The sequence below is a fragment of the Bradyrhizobium sp. IC3123 genome (assembly GCF_020193625.1).
GTDB classification, from domain to species: domain Bacteria; phylum Pseudomonadota; class Alphaproteobacteria; order Rhizobiales; family Xanthobacteraceae; genus Bradyrhizobium; species Bradyrhizobium yuanmingense.
The window spans coordinates 155,726-169,566 of record NZ_JADYVF010000008.1 but is presented as its reverse complement, the minus strand read 5'-3'; the positions used below and the strand labels follow the sequence as shown (position 1 = coordinate 169,566).

The following is a 13,841-nucleotide window of genomic DNA, read 5'->3' as shown; positions in this document are numbered from 1 at the left end:
GTTCGCAAATATCCGGTCGAGGCCGGGCGGAGCGGCCTCGCTCGCCCGGATATGGCGCCGGGCGATGAAGGAAAGACTGAACCGCATCGTCGAAATCCGCCGGATCGGCCACGCCCGTCCGGACATGGTTAAGTCCATCCTTGCAGCCGGCGCTTGCATTCGAGCCGACCCGCGTGCGCGCCTCAGGTGAGATGGGCGAGGTGGCGAAACGGCGAGAAGCGGCCGAGCAGGCTGAACCGGCGGCCCTCGTGACGGGCACGGGCACGGCTCGCCCGCCACATCCGAAGAGTCGCCCGGCGTTCGGCGAGCACACCGGCAACGTCGCAGGCGTTGGCGATGCGATTGACCGGGGCCATGGCCAGCCGCAGCAGGGCCCGGCCAAAGCCGGCGACGAGGGCGGCGGCGTCATCGACGAAGGTGGTGGCGATATCGACAGCAAGGGTTTGCATTTTCCAGGTCTCCGGGTTAGATTGAACAATGTTCACATGAGTAGCTTGAGAATGAACAATGTTCAAGAAGAATCGCCGCGCGACCAGAAAAAATTTCGGCGCCGGCTCCAGATCGTCGAAATTGCCCGCGGCATCATCTCAGCTAAGGGGCTGAGATCATTGAAGGTTCGGGATGTTGCCGAGGCGGCCGGCTGCTCGGTCGGCAGCGTCTATAACGAGTTTGGCGACTTCGACGGGGTCATTCTGACGGTGAACCGGGAAACGGTTCAGGCGCTCACGGCCCGGCTCCGTGCTGTTCCCGCCGAGGATCCGGTCCGCCAGCTTTATGGGCTCGCCGAGACTTATCTCGACTTCTTCGCCGCGCACGCCAATTTGCTGCGTTCCCTGTTCGAGCATCGGATGGAGGACGATCGCCCCTATCCGGACGACATCCTCCAGATGGTGATGGATGCGTTCGCGCTGATGCATCCGCCCCTGGTGCGGCTATTGCCGGATGCGGACGACGTGAAGATTGCGCTGCTGTCGCGCACGCTGTTTTCCGCCGTGCATGGCATCATCTCGCTCGGCCTCGAGGAGCGCATGGTGGCCGTGCCGTCGCAGATGCTGCGCCAGCAGATCGAACAATTCGTCGACACCCATCTCGCAGGACTTGGAATTCTGCCCCTGCGGTGACGATGCCATTACCCTCGTGCAGCGACCGCTTCGCGCGGGCGTGGCGCAACGACGACAACGTCCGATCGCCCGTTCTCGACCTGAACGCGGTTGCGGCCCTTTTCCTTGGCGCGGTAGCAGGCCGCATCCGCGCGTCGCATCGCATCCTCGAGCGTGATGTTGCCGTCGGCGATGCAGGCGACGCCGATGCTGGCGGTCACGGCAAAGCAACGGTCGTCCCAGGCGAAATTGAACAGCTCCAGCGACCGGCGCAGACCCTCGGCGATGTCGACGGCATCGAAGGGCGAGCATCGCGGCAGGATCAGGCCGAATTCGTCACCGCCGAGCCGGGCCACCAGATCATGCGCATGCCGGTCCTGCTGCAGCAGGCGCGAGACCTGGCAGAGCAGGCGGTCGCCGGCGAGGTGGCCGCAACTGTCGTTGACGCTCTTGAACTGGTCGAGGTCGAGCAGGATGAGGGCGAGCGCACCCGCCGCGGCATTGTCCAGCTCGGCTTGCAGGCGCGCCTCGAAGGCGCGGCGGTTGGAGAGGCCGGTCAACCAATCATGCGATGCCTGCCAGGCCAGGCGCTCCTTCTCGGCATGCAAGGCGTCTTCGAAGGTCTGCCGTTGCCGCACCAGGCGCCGCGTATGCCAGATCAGGAGCAGGATCAGCGCCGCAGCCGTGATGATGTTGATGCCCGTCAGCGTCAGCTTGATCGCCCGGGATCCTTCGCCGAGGACGGTGGAGAATTGCTTGGCGTGCACCGTGAACTGGGCATTGAGCTCCGATAGCCGCGACGACAGGAATTGCAGGCGGTCGTCGTCCTGAATGGGACCTTTCTTCAGCTCGGATCGGATGACCTCGCCGAACACGCTGAGCTCCAGCAGCATGGGATCGGTGGCGGCCCATTCCCTGATCGCGTCCTGGAGGAAGCTGACGCGATTGAAATAGCGAAACAGCCAGATCAGTCCCGGGACGTCATCGGGATGGTTGCCGCCTTGGAGAAAGCCGACGCGGGCGGCCTCGACGTCGACCGGATCGCGTTCCAGCGCCCAGCGTGCGAACTCGTCGCCGATGGGGACGGCGAGTGAAGCCTGATATTGCGCGAACTGGCTCGGTTCGCCCGAATGCAGATAGAGATTGAGGAAGTAGACCGCGTTCTTCTGCGAGCGCGACCAGAGTGCTTCGCCGGCGACATAGGCGCGGACCGACGACATCACCTCGAGACTGAATCCGGCGATCGCCGCCTGCAGCACGACGACCATCACGAAAGGCGAGACGAGCTTGATGACGTGAAGGAGGTTGCCGCCCTCCGCCGACGCCGCTGTTCTGCGAAACACACCAGTCCCCAAGTCGATCGACGCGCCCGGCAGGGGCGTTGCGCCTGCAACGCAAAGTAGACGAGATGGTTGCTTAACTGGACCTGAAAAGTGCGAGGGATTGTGACGGACGGTGAAGGTAATGTGACGTGGATGCACGCAGATCGTTTCAAATGCCGCGAAATCGGAGCTGATGCGATATCGCGAACCAATGCCTTGTCATTGCGAGCGCAGCGAAGCAATCCAGCTTGCCTCCGCGGCTTCATTCTGGATTGCTTCGTCGCAAGAGCTCTTCGCAATGACGACGTAGCGGCGGACGGGCGCTACACGCTCTCCGTGGACCTGTGTCCTACACCAGCACCGGCTTGCGCACGCGACCGGCGTCGCCGAACACGCGCAGATAACGCTCGATTTCCGAGGGCAGGCCGGTCGCCTTCTCCGGATTGTCGGAGAGCTTGACGGCCGGACGGCCGTCGACTGATGAGACCTTGCAGACCAGCGAGATCGGATCGAGGCTGATCGAGCCGTCCGGCGTGCAGCCGACGAAATCGTTGGTGAGGTTGGTGCCCCAGCCAAAGGAGAGCCGCACGCGCCCTGCGAAGTGGCGATAGGTGTCCTCGATCGAGCCGACGTCCATCGCGTCGGAGAAGACGAGCAGCTTGTCCTTGGGGTTGCGACCCTGCTTCTGCCACCAGGCGATGATCTCCTCCCCAGCCTGGATCGGCGGCGCGCTGTCGGGGCGGAAGCCGGTCCAATCGGCGACCCATTCCGGTGCATCGCGGAGGAAGGTCCTGGTACCGAAGGCGTCGGGCAGCGCGATCAGGAGGTTGCCGCCGTAAGTCTGACGCCACTGGTCGAGAATGCGGTAGGGCGCCCAGCGCAATTCCTCGTCGTCTCTGGCGAGCGCGGCGGCCACCATCGGCAGCTCGTGCGCGTTGGTGCCGATGGCTTCGAGATCGTTGTCCATCGCGAGAAGCACGTTGGAGGTGCCGATGAAGGAGGGGCCGAGGCCTTCCTTCACCGCCTCGACGCACCAGCGCTGCCAGAGGAAGCCGTGGCGGCGACGCGTGCCGAAGTCGGAGAGCCGCAGGTTCTCGAGCTGGCGCAGCCGTTCGACCTTGGTCCACAACTTGGCCTTGGCGCGGGCGTAGAGCACGTCGAGCTCGAAGCGGCCGCGGCCCTTCATGGCCGCACGCGAACGCAGCTCGTTGAGGATCGCAAGCGCCGGAATCTCCCACATCGTGGTGTGGGTCCAGGGCCCGTGAAAATGCAGCTCGTACTGGCCCTCGACCTTGCGCAGCTCGTATTCGGGAAGGCGGAATTCCGCCAGCCAGCGGATGAAATCCGCCGAGAACATATGGGTCTTGCCGTAGAAGGTGTTGCCGGCCAGCCAGATCAGCTCCTTCTTGGTGAAGCGGATGGTGCGGGCATGGTCGAGCTGGGCGCGCAGCTCGCCCTCGTCGATGATCTCGGCAAGGCGCACATGGCGCGAGCGGTTGATGACCGAGAAGGTCACATTCTGACTCGGGTAATCCTCCCGAATCATCTGTAACATCAATAGTTTGTAGAAGTCGGTATCGAGCAGGCTGCGGATGATGGGATCCAGCCGCCAGCTGTGATTGTAGGTCCGGTTCGCAATGTCAGTCACTGTCATGGGGGGATTTTAGCGCGGCTCCCCCTGCGCAACCAGTGGGTTTGGGAAGGGCAGTCTTGCGGAGCGCGGCGCCTGCTATCAGGGCATGAGAACGGCAGGTCAGAACGTGGCGGCCGTCGCCGCGACGGCCTCGAGTTGGCTCCTGACCCAGCGGTGGGCCGGGTCCTTCTGGTAGCGCTGGTGCCAGACCATGAACATCGGCAGCTCGGCCAGGGTCTTCGTGCGCGACGCCAGCGGGATCGGTGTTTGCGTAAAGCCACGCATTACGCCGGACGCGAGCAGGCTCGGCATGCTCGCCAGCATCTGTGAGCCGCGCAGGAACGACGGCACGCCGGAGAAGCTCGGCACGGAGATCGCGATGTCGCGGTGGAGCCCGTTCGCTGCCAGCCGGCGGTCGAAGTCGAGCCGCTCATTGTCGGTATAGACCACGGTGATGTGACGCGCCGCGAGATAAGCGCTGCGGCTGGCCGGCGCTGCGCGCGCTTTGGGATCGTAGTAGCAGACGTAGTGATCCCTCAGCAGCCGCTTCTGCACGATGTCGACGCCGGACGGCGGCAGCGGCGTGATCAGGAGGTCGCAGCGGTTTTCGCGCAGCATCGCGGGCGAGGGCGATTGCGAGGGGATCACGCGCAAATTCAGGCCCTTCACTTGTGCGGCGACGTGATCGAAGAACCGCGGCAGCAGCAGGTCGCGCTGGAAATCGTTGGCCGCGATCGTCAACGACAGCTGTGCGCGGGGCGGCTCAAAGCTGACGCCCCCGGCGAAGCTGCGCATCTCGTCGATCAGCGCGCGTGCCTTGCCGGCCAGTGCCTGCGCATGGGCCGTCGCAACGATGCCACGGCCGGACTTGGCGAACAGCGGATCGCCGGCGATCCGCCGCAGCTTGTTCAACCCGTGGCTGACGGCAGACTGGGTGAGGCCGAGCCGCGTCGCTGCCGCCGTCACCGAGCCTTCCTCCAGCACCGCCAGGAACAGCTCGAGGGCATGGCCGTCGAGGGCCAAATGATCGATTTCCTTCATGCAATTCATTATAATTCATCTATTTATCTTGAGAATAGGCTGGCTCATGCTCTCCCGATAAGCCGCCCGACCCCGGGCTCCCAGGGAGAGACAACGCCGATGAATGCCCAGGCGCCAGCCTTGCGGGATCCCCGCCTCAATCGTCCCGAGCCCTTGACGCCGCCGCTCGGCGACGGCGGCTTCTTCCAGCGCGACCGCGCGATCCATCCGCCGGCGCATGCGCCAGGCTACAAGTCCTCGGTGCTGCGCTCGCCGCGCCAGTCGCTGCTGTCCTTGGAGAACTCGATCTCGGAGATCACGGGGCCGGTGTTCGGCCACAACGATCTCGGCCCGCTCGACAATGATTTGATCCGCAACTACGCCAAGGACGGCGATCCCGTCGGCGAGCGCATCATCGTCCACGGCCGCGTGCTGGACGAGACCGGCCGGGGCGTTCCGAACACGCTGGTCGAGTTCTGGCAGGCCAATGCCGGCGGCCGCTACCGGCACAAGAAGGACACCTATCTGGCGCCGATCGATCCGAATTTCGGCGGTTGCGGCCGCGCGCTCACCGACGACACCGGCTACTATTACTTCCGCACCGTGAAGCCGGGCCCCTATCCCTGGCGCAATTACGTCAACAGCTGGCGCCCCGCCCATATCCACTTCTCGGTGTTCGGCTCGGGCTTTGCGCAGCGGCTGATCACGCAGATGTATTTCGAAGGCGATCCGCTGATCCCGGTCTGTCCGATCCTGACGACGATCCCGGACAAGGACGCGCTCGACCGCCTCGTGGCGCCGCTCGACCTCAACGCCTCGACGCCGTTCGACTCGCTCGCCTACCGCTTCGACATCGTGCTGCGCGGCCAGCGCTCCACCTATTTCGAAAATCGCACCGCGGGGAACTAACGCCCATGCCGCAACCGCTCAATTATCTCAAGGAAACCGCCTCGCAGACCGCCGGGCCCTACGTCCATATAGGCCTGATCCCGGCCATGGCCGGCTTCGACATCTTCGAGAAGAACTTCTCCAACGTGCTGGTGAGCCCGAACACCAAAGGCGAGCGCATCACGCTGGAGGGCAAGGTGCTCGACGGCACCGGCACGCCGCTGCGCGACGTGCTGCTGGAGATCTGGCAGGCGAATGCGGCCGGCCGCTACAACCACCCCGCCGATCGCTCCGCCGGCGCGCCGGATGACGAGTTTCGCGGCTGGGGCCGCGCCGGCTCCGACTTCGACAGCGGCCTCGTCACTTTCGAGACCATCAAGCCGGGTGCGATCACCGACAGGACGGGGCGCAAATGCGCGCCGCACGTCAACCTCTGGATCGTCGCGCGCGGCATCAATATCGGCCTCAACACGCGGCTCTATTTCTCGGACGAAGAGGCGGCCAACGCCGCCGATCCCGTGCTCAACCTGATCGAGCAGCCGGTGCGCCGCAAGACATTGATCGCAACCCGCAGCGAGCGCGCCGGCAAGGTCGTGTATTCCTTCACGATCAATCTGCAGGGGCCGGAGGAGACGGTGTTCTTCGACGTGTGAGGTGTCGGGCTGGCGTCCTTCGATCATTCCACCCGGTCGTCGCGCCTGATCGTTCCGCGCGCGAGGAATTGCGGTGGCTGCCGCATTTCGCGCGATACCGGTCGATCGGGTGGATCGCGCCCCACTTTTGGCTTCAACTCCACCAGATCGATGAATATGTCCGCCTGCCGGCGCAGGTCGTCGGCGATCATGGGCGGCTGAGTGGAGAGTGTGGAGACGACGGTCACGCGGACGCCGCGGCGTTGCAAGGCTTCGACCAGCGAACGGAAATCCCCATCGCCCGAGCACAACACGATCTGATCGACGTGCTGGGCAAGCTCCATCGCGCTTACGGCGAGGTCCACATCCATGCTGCCCTTCACCTTGCGGCGGCCGGTAGCGGGGTCGACGAACTCCTTGGCGAGTTTGGTGACGACGGTGAAGCCGTTGTAGTCGAGCCAATCGATCAAGGGGCGGATCGACGAATATTCCTGATCCTCGATGATGGTCGTGTAGTAGAAGGCCCGTAACAGCGTAGCTCGGCTTTGAAATTCACTGAGCAGGCGTCTGTAGTCGATCTCGAAGCCGAGCGCCTTGGCGGTGGCATGGAAATTGGAGCCGTCGATAAAGAGCGCGCTCTTCCCAAGCGAAGACATTATGCACAACTCCCCGGGTTCGGCACGAAAGCCGACCGTCCAGCCGAAATGGCGCGGCGTATCGGCGGGAATAACTGAAGGCGCCGATGGCTTTGCTGAAAAGGCGGCGCAGACGACCGGACAGGGTTGGCCGCCTTGCGCCGAGGTTAGGGAGGTTCCATGCCACCAGCGCCAGGGCGCCGAATGCCGTTACGCTAGGGCGAGGGCGTGCCCCGCTCAATTGTACGGAGGTAAAGCGCCTCTATCCAAAGGATGGGGCGCTATATACGAAGGTAAGTGGCAACGAGAGACATCGCGGATCCGGGGCGCGTCGATCAGACGTGTCCTGATCCTTTGTCCGGTGGTTCAGCCTTCGCCGCCATGGAGCCGGGCGCGAAAGGCGCGCGGTGAGACCCCCGTGGCGGCGGCGTAGACCCGGCTGAAATAGGCGGGGTCCTCGAAGCCGAGGGCGTAGGCGATGGTCGAGACCGGCAGGTTGGTGTAGACGAGGTTGCGCCGCGCCTCCCGGATCAGTCGGTTGAGGATCAGATGCGAGGCGGTGTCGCCGGTCGCCGCCCGCGTGATCCGGTTGAGATGCGTCGGTGTCACCGACAGCGCCTCGGCATAGTCGGCGACGCTCCAGCGCTCCAGATGATGCTGCTCCAGCAGCGCCTCGAAGCGGCGGAACAACCCGCTTTCCGCGGTGCCGTTGCCGCCGCTCTCGCCCGTGAGCGCGCGGGCCACGAGCCCGATCATGGCCGACGACAAGGCGCGGAGCACATGCGCGCGGCCGAAGTCGCGCGCGGCGTGCTCGGCGAAGATCTGCTTCATCGTGGCGCGGATCTGCGGCGTGCCGCGCACCACGGCCGACCGCGACAGCGCACCGCGCAGGCCCTCGGCGGCGAGCAGCGCTTCGTCGAGGATCTCCGCGGCGATGGTCAAAACCCACCCTTGCGTATCGGGCACGAAGCGGAAGCCGTGGACGTGGCCGACCGGCACGTTGACGATCTGCATTGGCCTCAGCGGCACCACGCGCCCGTCGAGCGTCGCCTCGCCGCCGCCGCGCTCGATCAGCAGCACCTGGTGCAGCCGGGCATGGCGGTGCACGGCCAGCGTCCAGTCGTGCAGCACCGAACGCGAGGCGATCGTCTCGCAATGCACGACATCGGGCAGATCGCCGGACTCGCCGAACAGATTGTAGACCCGGATGGCCGGGGCGGGGGCCGCGCTTCTCATGTTCGAATAGTACAAGACAAAGGCGAAACCCTCCATCGGCTTGCGCCTTAACGTATGCAAAAAAATGCCGACGGGAGGACGCAAAAATGAAAGTTCAGGTCTGTATCATCGGCGGCGGGCCGTCCGGGTTGTTGCTGTCCCAGCTCCTGCACCTCAAGGGCATCGACACCATCGTGCTGGAGAAATACAGCCGCGACCACGTGCTGGCACGGATCCGCGCCGGCGTGCTCGAGCACGGCTTTGCGAAGCTGATGCGCGAGGCGCAATGCGGCGAGCGGATGGACCGCGAGGGCGAGATCCACAACGGGTTCGAGATCGCCCATGACGGCGTGCTCTCCCACATCGACCTGCACAAGCATTCCGGCGGCAATTCGGTCCTGGTCTACGGCCAGACCGAGTTGACGCGCGACCTCTACGAGGCACGCGACCGGATCGGCGGCAAGGTCGTGCACAATGCCGAGGACGTCACGCCGCACGATCTGACGTCGGATCGGCCCTATGTGACGTATCGCTCGAACGGGCAGACGCTCCGCGTCGATTGCGACTACATCGTCGGCGCCGACGGCTTCCATGGCGTCAGCCGCAAGTCGATCCCGAAGGACGTGCTGCGCGAATATGAGAAGGTCTATCCGTTCGGCTGGCTCGGCGTGCTGTCGCGTACGAAACCGGTATCACCCGAGCTGATCTACGTGAAGCACGAGCGCGGCTTTGCACTGTGCTCGCTGCGCTCGCAGGTGCTGAGCCGCTACTACATCCAGGTGCCTTTGACCGACAAGGTGGAGGACTGGAGCGACGATGCGTTCTGGGCCGAGCTGAAGCGCCGCCTGCCGGACGAGGTCGCCGGCCGCCTGATCACCGGCCCGTCGATCGAGAAGAGCATCGCGCCCTTGCGCAGCTTCGTCGCCGAGCCGATGAGCTATGGTCGCCTTTTCCTCGCCGGCGATGCCGCGCACATCGTGCCGCCGACCGGCGCGCGCGGATTGAACAGCGCGGCGTCCGACATCTACTATCTCTATCACGCGCTGCTCGCGCATTATCAGAGCGGCGACGATGCCGGTCTCAAGGGCTATTCCGCCAAGGCGCTCGCGCGAATCTGGAAGGCACAACGCTTCTCCTGGTGGATGACGATGATGCTGCACCGCTTCCCCGACCGGATCGAATATGAGGATCGTCTGCAGCAGACGGAGCTCGACTACCTGCTCTCGTCCGAGACGGCGCAGCGTCTGCTTGCGGAGAATTATACGGGGCTGCCGTTTTAGGCGATCTAACCCTCCCCTGGAGGGCCCTCCAGGGGAGGGTAAGAAGCCACTACTTTCCTTCCAGCGTATTGACCGGTGTCCAGTCCGGCGGCGGCGGAGTCTGCGTCAGTACGTTCGCACGTTTGGCGAACCGGGCTGACGCAGGATCGATCTTCGCGACGCCCTCGAACGCGTCGGCCGCCTTGGCAAAATCCCGTGCCCGCCAGCACGCCAGCCCTTCCGCATAGGCTGCGGCGACCTTGGCCTGCTCGGCGCTTTCCGCGCCGGTTTCCGCCAGCGGCTCGAACACCCTGATCGCCTCGCCGCGTCCCTGCACCCTGATCGCATCGAGCTCGCGCCAGGCGAAGCTATCGCCGGTCTGCGCCATCGTGGTTTCCGAGGCCATGATCGCCGTGCCGTAATATTTGTTGGCGCCTTCGAGCCGCGAGGCGACGTTCACGGTGTCGCTCATCACGGTGTAGTTGAAGCGGCGGCGCGAGCCGATGTTGCCGACCACGGCTTCGCCGCTGTTGAGCCCGATACGGTGCGACAGGCCGTGACCGGCGAAGGCGGGATGGCCTTGATTGAGCTCGGCCAGCGTCTCGTGGCACTTCAGCGCAGCACGCACCGCATTGCGCGCGTGGGCGGGATCGTCGGCCGGGGCGCCGAACATGGCGACGATGGAATCGCCGATATATTTGTCGACGTAACCGCCATGGCCTTCGATGATGTCGGTCATGGCGGACAGATATTCGTTCATCAGCGTCACCAGCTCGACCGGCGTCATCGTCTCGGCGATCGACGAGAATCCGCTTAGGTCGGAGAAGAACATGGTGACGTTGCGCATCTCGCCGCCGAGCGCCGGCATCTTGCCGGAGGCCACCATGGTCTCGATCACCTCGGGCGCGAGGTAAAAGGCAAAGCTCTTGCGCAGGAAGCGCTCGTCGCGGTCGGCCAGCACGAAGCGATAGCCGATCATGATCGCGAGCGCGGCAAGGCTGGCGAGCGCCGGCTCGGTCAGCGGCAGCGCCAAGGCATGGACGAATGCGCCGACGGCAGCGACCGCGTAGGCGATCGTGAGACCGAGCCAGGCGATCAGGGCGCCACTCGGCGCAAACACGCCGGCCGCGCAGGCGATGACGGCCGCGAACGCGATCGTGAGAAGGGTGCGCGAGGGAAAGCCGAGCTCGGTCACGGCATCGCGCTCGATCAGGTTTCGGACCGCAGCGGCGTGCACGAACACACCGGCGACGTCGCTGCGGGCCTTTTGCGCGGAGCCGGCAGCCGCGGGCAGGGCACATCGCGCCGACGGCGTTCCGTCATAGCCGCCGGACAAGCGCATCGAGGTGAGCTTGCGGTCCTCGAAGTTGAGGACGGTCCCGAGCAGCACGACCTTGCCCTCGAAGGCGCGCCGGAAGAAATCGCGGTCGTCTTTTTCGACGCAGGCGCGCAGATCGGCAAAGGAGAAGGTCGGAACGTCGCGGCTGAGGTCGCGGAAGTTGAGCGTCAGCGTGTTCGGTACAGTGCTCGGGATTGCGTAGCCGGACAGCCCGGCCGCGCCGGATGGTGCCATCTCGACCTTCGCGCCGAGCGCGCGGGCGGCGAGCTCGACCGCCATTGTGGGCACCGGCTTGCCCTCGATCGAGAAGCTGAGCGGCATCCGCCGGATGACATCGTCGGCGTCGGTGTGGACATTGAGCGCACGGACGTTGTTTCGCACCGCCAGCCGCTGCGCACGGTAGGGCACTTCCGGATGGTCGTTGCTCAGGATCTCGCCGAGCACGAGCTTGCCGTTGTCGGAGATCTGCCGCAGCGCGATTAGATAGTCCCGGTCAAATCCGCGCATGCGGGCGCCGAGCGGCGCGTCGCCAAAGGGAATCTCGGATTGCTCGATCGAGTTCTTGAAGATGACGTCGAAGCCGATCACCTTGGCGCCGCCGTCGCTGATACTGCCGAGCACCCGGCCGATCTCGCGCGTCCAGGTCTGCGTCGGCGATCCCTTGAAGGGCGGGGTCTCGTAGGTTTCGCCGTCGATCGCCACGACGACGACCGGCGACGTCGCGGGATCGCGGCGCTCGCCGACAACTTTCCCACGCAGCGCGGTGAGGATGTCGAGCGAGAGGCCTTGCAGTGTCTGCAGCGGCGGGGACGTGAAGATCGCGCCCGCAAGGAGCGCGATCAGGATTGCCGCAACGATGTCCCGTCCCCCGATCCGCCGCATCGCCCCGTCGCCAACTCCGCTTATTCGAGTCCGTCTATTCGAGCCGCAGCAGGCGGCCGATGATCGGGGTCGGCGAGGAGGTGGCGCTGGCGTCGATCTGGAAGGTGTAGCGTTTGGCACCGAGAATGGCGAGGTAGCTGCCGCCCGGAGTCAGTGTCTTTCCGGCCTTGGCAAAATCATAGAACTTGCCGCCGCCGGTCATGGCGTCGCGCTTGAGCGGCACGCTGATCGTGGGCTCCTTGCCGTCGGTGCGTTCGATCACCAGCGTGCCGCCGGCTTTGGCCTGCACCAGTGGCGAGACGCCGTAGAGCGTCGGCAGCTTGGCCGGTCCGCCCTTGGCGTCCGAGCGCACGGTGCGGAAGGTCGTTGCGGCGCTCTGGTTCGCCTCGCGCTCGGACAGTTTTGCCGCATTGGTATCGCAGGGCACCTTTTCCCGCTTGACCTCGCCCAGCTGCACGGTGCTCTGCTCGGCGCCGACCAGGACGACACCTTCGCTGATGGTCTCGCGCTGGCAGGATTTCAGGTAGCTGAGCGTGATGCTGGCCTTTGGTCCGAGCTTGATGATCTTGCCTGGCGCCACGTAATCCATGAACGCGATTCCGTCGACCTTGCCCTGGACGTCCTCGACGATCGCAGCGGGAGTCTCCGCCCAAGCGGGGGCCGCAAGGCAGAATGCGCCGACACAGGCGCCGATCAGGCTTTTCATGGGAATTCTCATCCAATTCGACGATGCTCTGGTGCCCGTCCTGGTTCGATGCCTAGCAGCAGGGCGCCGGGGCAAGTGTGACCAGAATCACTCTCAGGTCTTGGTGCCACTTTAGCAGGAACAGGTTCAAACCGGCGACCGGAGAAAAATGGTGCCGCGGCAAGATGTTGGCGGATCGATCGGGTCAGGCGGTCGGGACGCGGGATGGCGCGCGTCTGACGAGCTCGCTGCTGCACGCTCTATATCGGGAGCGGGAGGGGCCGCGGCGCCCGGCAAAGGAATTGTCCGCTGACCGCCGGCGATCTCGACCACCTCGTCCCAGCGCAACAGGAAAGCCTCGACGCAGCCAGGATCGAACTGTCGCCCGGCGTTCTCGACCAGGTAGCCGCGCGCGGCCTCGAGCGGCATTGGCTCCTTGTACGGCCGTCGCGTCGCGTCGAAGTCGTGGAAACGGCTGACGACGGCATCGAATTGTTTTGACGTCGCCGCCGCCGCGTGCGGCCGCAGAAATTTAACGGATTGATTTTGCAGGGCGTTAACCGTGGCGGAATGCTCGTCGTGTCGGTCATTGTCGCGCCTCAAGCTTCGTTGCAAATACACGTGGAAATTACGGGTGGATGTTTCCATGCTGAAAGAGGGCAAATACGCGGCGTGGTTCAGAACAGCGCACGCGCAAGGCACCGGCATCGTGCATCTGGCCCAGGGACGGATCTCGGGCAGCGACAGCTTCTTCAATTATGGCGGCTCCTATCAGTTTGACAACGACCGGCATTTCACGGCCGTCCTGACCACGCGGCGACATGCCGACGGGCCGCCGACCGTGTTCGGGCTGGACGAGGTCGAGGTCGAGCTCTCCGGCGTTTATAGCGGGGCGATGGCGACCTGTTCGGGAACGGCCCGCCAAGCGCCCGACGTGAGATTCGAAGCGACGCTGATCTACAGCCAGGAAGAGGCGCCGGCTCCCGACCCCCGGCGCGCGGTCGTGAAGCTCAAGGCCGACAAGCTGCCCAAGAGGCTCGACAGCCGTTCACGGCCGCGGCATCCGTTCACGACGGGCGCGCCCAAGTGACAGTGGATCGGCAACAAGCTGCGCCGGTCCACCCGGCTCGCGTCTGCGCCGCGCTTAGCATTGCGTTGACGTTGTTGGCTCGAATTCGCGCTGCAGCAACTCCGCCTTCAGAAGCGAGAGCTATCTAGTCTGCGATAGATC

13 protein-coding genes are annotated in these 13,841 nt (G+C 64.8%); 5 read left to right on the top strand and 8 right to left on the bottom strand.

Annotation, left to right across the window (positions count from 1 at the left end):
- Nucleotides 1-500: 500 nt before the first annotated feature.
- On the top strand, nucleotides 501-1,121 hold the full coding sequence (locus I6F20_RS24985; RefSeq protein ID WP_193375193.1) for a TetR/AcrR family transcriptional regulator: 621 nt from the start codon (nucleotides 501-503) through the stop codon (nucleotides 1,119-1,121).
- A gap of 8 nt (nucleotides 1,122-1,129) precedes the next feature.
- Here the strand turns inward: I6F20_RS24985 and I6F20_RS24980 are convergent, their stop codons facing one another.
- The 3 genes from I6F20_RS24980 to I6F20_RS24970 all read right to left on the bottom strand — a co-directional run bounded on the left by I6F20_RS24980 (nucleotide 1,130) and on the right by I6F20_RS24970 (nucleotide 5,105).
- Complete coding sequence (locus tag I6F20_RS24980) at nucleotides 1,130-2,443, bottom strand: GGDEF domain-containing protein (protein WP_036011353.1); 1,314 nt, start codon at nucleotides 2,441-2,443, stop codon at nucleotides 1,130-1,132.
- A gap of 328 nt (nucleotides 2,444-2,771) precedes the next feature.
- Nucleotides 2,772-4,076 carry a nicotinate phosphoribosyltransferase gene (gene pncB, locus I6F20_RS24975; protein ID WP_036011351.1) on the bottom strand — a complete coding sequence of 435 codons (1,305 nt, stop codon included), beginning with the start codon at nucleotides 4,074-4,076 and terminating at the stop codon, nucleotides 2,772-2,774.
- Between the two features lie 99 nt (nucleotides 4,077-4,175).
- The gene (locus tag I6F20_RS24970; RefSeq protein ID WP_036026598.1) at nucleotides 4,176-5,105 is read right to left on the bottom strand and encodes a LysR family transcriptional regulator; all 930 of its coding nucleotides are present in this window, start codon (nucleotides 5,103-5,105) and stop codon (nucleotides 4,176-4,178) included.
- A gap of 90 nt (nucleotides 5,106-5,195) precedes the next feature.
- Here I6F20_RS24970 and pcaH point away from each other — a divergent pair, with 90 nt between their 5' ends.
- Together pcaH and pcaG are read left to right on the top strand one after the other, a co-directional pair.
- The gene (pcaH, locus tag I6F20_RS24965) at nucleotides 5,196-5,984 is read left to right on the top strand and encodes a protocatechuate 3,4-dioxygenase subunit beta (protein WP_036026596.1); all 789 of its coding nucleotides are present in this window, start codon (nucleotides 5,196-5,198) and stop codon (nucleotides 5,982-5,984) included.
- Nucleotides 5,985-5,989: 5 nt separating this feature from the next.
- On the top strand, nucleotides 5,990-6,616 hold the full coding sequence (gene pcaG / locus I6F20_RS24960; RefSeq protein ID WP_225128245.1) for a protocatechuate 3,4-dioxygenase subunit alpha: 627 nt from the start codon (nucleotides 5,990-5,992) through the stop codon (nucleotides 6,614-6,616).
- Nucleotides 6,617-6,639: 23 nt separating this feature from the next.
- On the opposite strand, the gene I6F20_RS24955 is transcribed toward pcaG, so the two are convergent.
- Nucleotides 6,640-7,251, bottom strand: coding sequence for a LabA-like NYN domain-containing protein (locus I6F20_RS24955; protein ID WP_109145102.1), 612 nt, complete (start codon nucleotides 7,249-7,251; stop codon nucleotides 6,640-6,642).
- Between the two features lie 345 nt (nucleotides 7,252-7,596).
- Nucleotides 7,597-8,502 carry a helix-turn-helix domain-containing protein gene (locus I6F20_RS24950; protein WP_036026589.1) on the bottom strand — a complete coding sequence of 302 codons (906 nt, stop codon included), beginning with the start codon at nucleotides 8,500-8,502 and terminating at the stop codon, nucleotides 7,597-7,599.
- 50 nt (nucleotides 8,503-8,552) lie between these two features.
- Here I6F20_RS24950 and pobA point away from each other — a divergent pair, with 50 nt between their 5' ends.
- Complete coding sequence (pobA, locus tag I6F20_RS24945; protein ID WP_036011339.1) at nucleotides 8,553-9,725, top strand: 4-hydroxybenzoate 3-monooxygenase; 1,173 nt, start codon at nucleotides 8,553-8,555, stop codon at nucleotides 9,723-9,725.
- Nucleotides 9,726-9,774: 49 nt separating this feature from the next.
- Here pobA and I6F20_RS24940 read toward each other — a convergent pair whose 3' ends face one another.
- The 3 genes from I6F20_RS24940 to I6F20_RS38405 form a co-directional block, all read right to left on the bottom strand.
- Entirely contained in the window at nucleotides 9,775-11,925 is a 2,151-nt protein-coding gene (locus tag I6F20_RS24940) for an adenylate/guanylate cyclase domain-containing protein (protein WP_225128244.1), read from the bottom strand.
- A gap of 34 nt (nucleotides 11,926-11,959) precedes the next feature.
- A complete protein-coding gene (locus I6F20_RS24935) occupies nucleotides 11,960-12,631 on the bottom strand; it encodes a hypothetical protein (RefSeq protein WP_036035538.1) in 672 nt (223 codons plus the stop codon).
- Nucleotides 12,632-12,757: 126 nt separating this feature from the next.
- Nucleotides 12,758-13,258 (bottom strand): hypothetical protein, encoded by a 501-nt coding sequence (locus I6F20_RS38405; RefSeq protein WP_518513068.1) that lies wholly within the window; start codon nucleotides 13,256-13,258, stop codon nucleotides 12,758-12,760.
- Here I6F20_RS38405 and I6F20_RS24925 point away from each other — a divergent pair.
- Nucleotides 13,257-13,700, top strand: coding sequence for a hypothetical protein (locus tag I6F20_RS24925; RefSeq protein ID WP_225128243.1), 444 nt, complete (start codon nucleotides 13,257-13,259; stop codon nucleotides 13,698-13,700). The two genes, I6F20_RS38405 and I6F20_RS24925, sit on opposite strands and share 2 nt — an antisense overlap.
- Nucleotides 13,701-13,841: the final 141 nt, after the last annotated feature.

Bases quoted from the DNA above. Each gene is read 5' to 3' on its own strand.
- I6F20_RS24985 (WP_193375193.1), top strand. From the start codon at position 501: ATGAACAATGTTCAAGAAGAATCGCCGCGCGACCAGAAAAAATTTCGG.
- pncB (WP_036011351.1), bottom strand. From the start codon at position 4,076: ATGACAGTGACTGACATTGCGAACCGGACCTACAATCACAGCTGGCGG.
- I6F20_RS24970 (WP_036026598.1), bottom strand. From the start codon at position 5,105: ATGAATTGCATGAAGGAAATCGATCATTTGGCCCTCGACGGCCATGCC.
- pcaH (WP_036026596.1), top strand. From the start codon at position 5,196: ATGAATGCCCAGGCGCCAGCCTTGCGGGATCCCCGCCTCAATCGTCCC.
- pcaG (WP_225128245.1), top strand. From the start codon at position 5,990: ATGCCGCAACCGCTCAATTATCTCAAGGAAACCGCCTCGCAGACCGCC.
- I6F20_RS24955 (WP_109145102.1), bottom strand. From the start codon at position 7,251: ATGTCTTCGCTTGGGAAGAGCGCGCTCTTTATCGACGGCTCCAATTTC.
- I6F20_RS24950 (WP_036026589.1), bottom strand. From the start codon at position 8,502: ATGGAGGGTTTCGCCTTTGTCTTGTACTATTCGAACATGAGAAGCGCG.
- pobA (WP_036011339.1), top strand. From the start codon at position 8,553: ATGAAAGTTCAGGTCTGTATCATCGGCGGCGGGCCGTCCGGGTTGTTG.
- I6F20_RS24940 (WP_225128244.1), bottom strand. From the start codon at position 11,925: ATGCGGCGGATCGGGGGACGGGACATCGTTGCGGCAATCCTGATCGCG.
- I6F20_RS24935 (WP_036035538.1), bottom strand. From the start codon at position 12,631: ATGAAAAGCCTGATCGGCGCCTGTGTCGGCGCATTCTGCCTTGCGGCC.
- I6F20_RS24925 (WP_225128243.1), top strand. From the start codon at position 13,257: ATGCTGAAAGAGGGCAAATACGCGGCGTGGTTCAGAACAGCGCACGCG.
- I6F20_RS38405 (WP_518513068.1), bottom strand. From the start codon at position 13,258: ATGGAAACATCCACCCGTAATTTCCACGTGTATTTGCAACGAAGCTTG.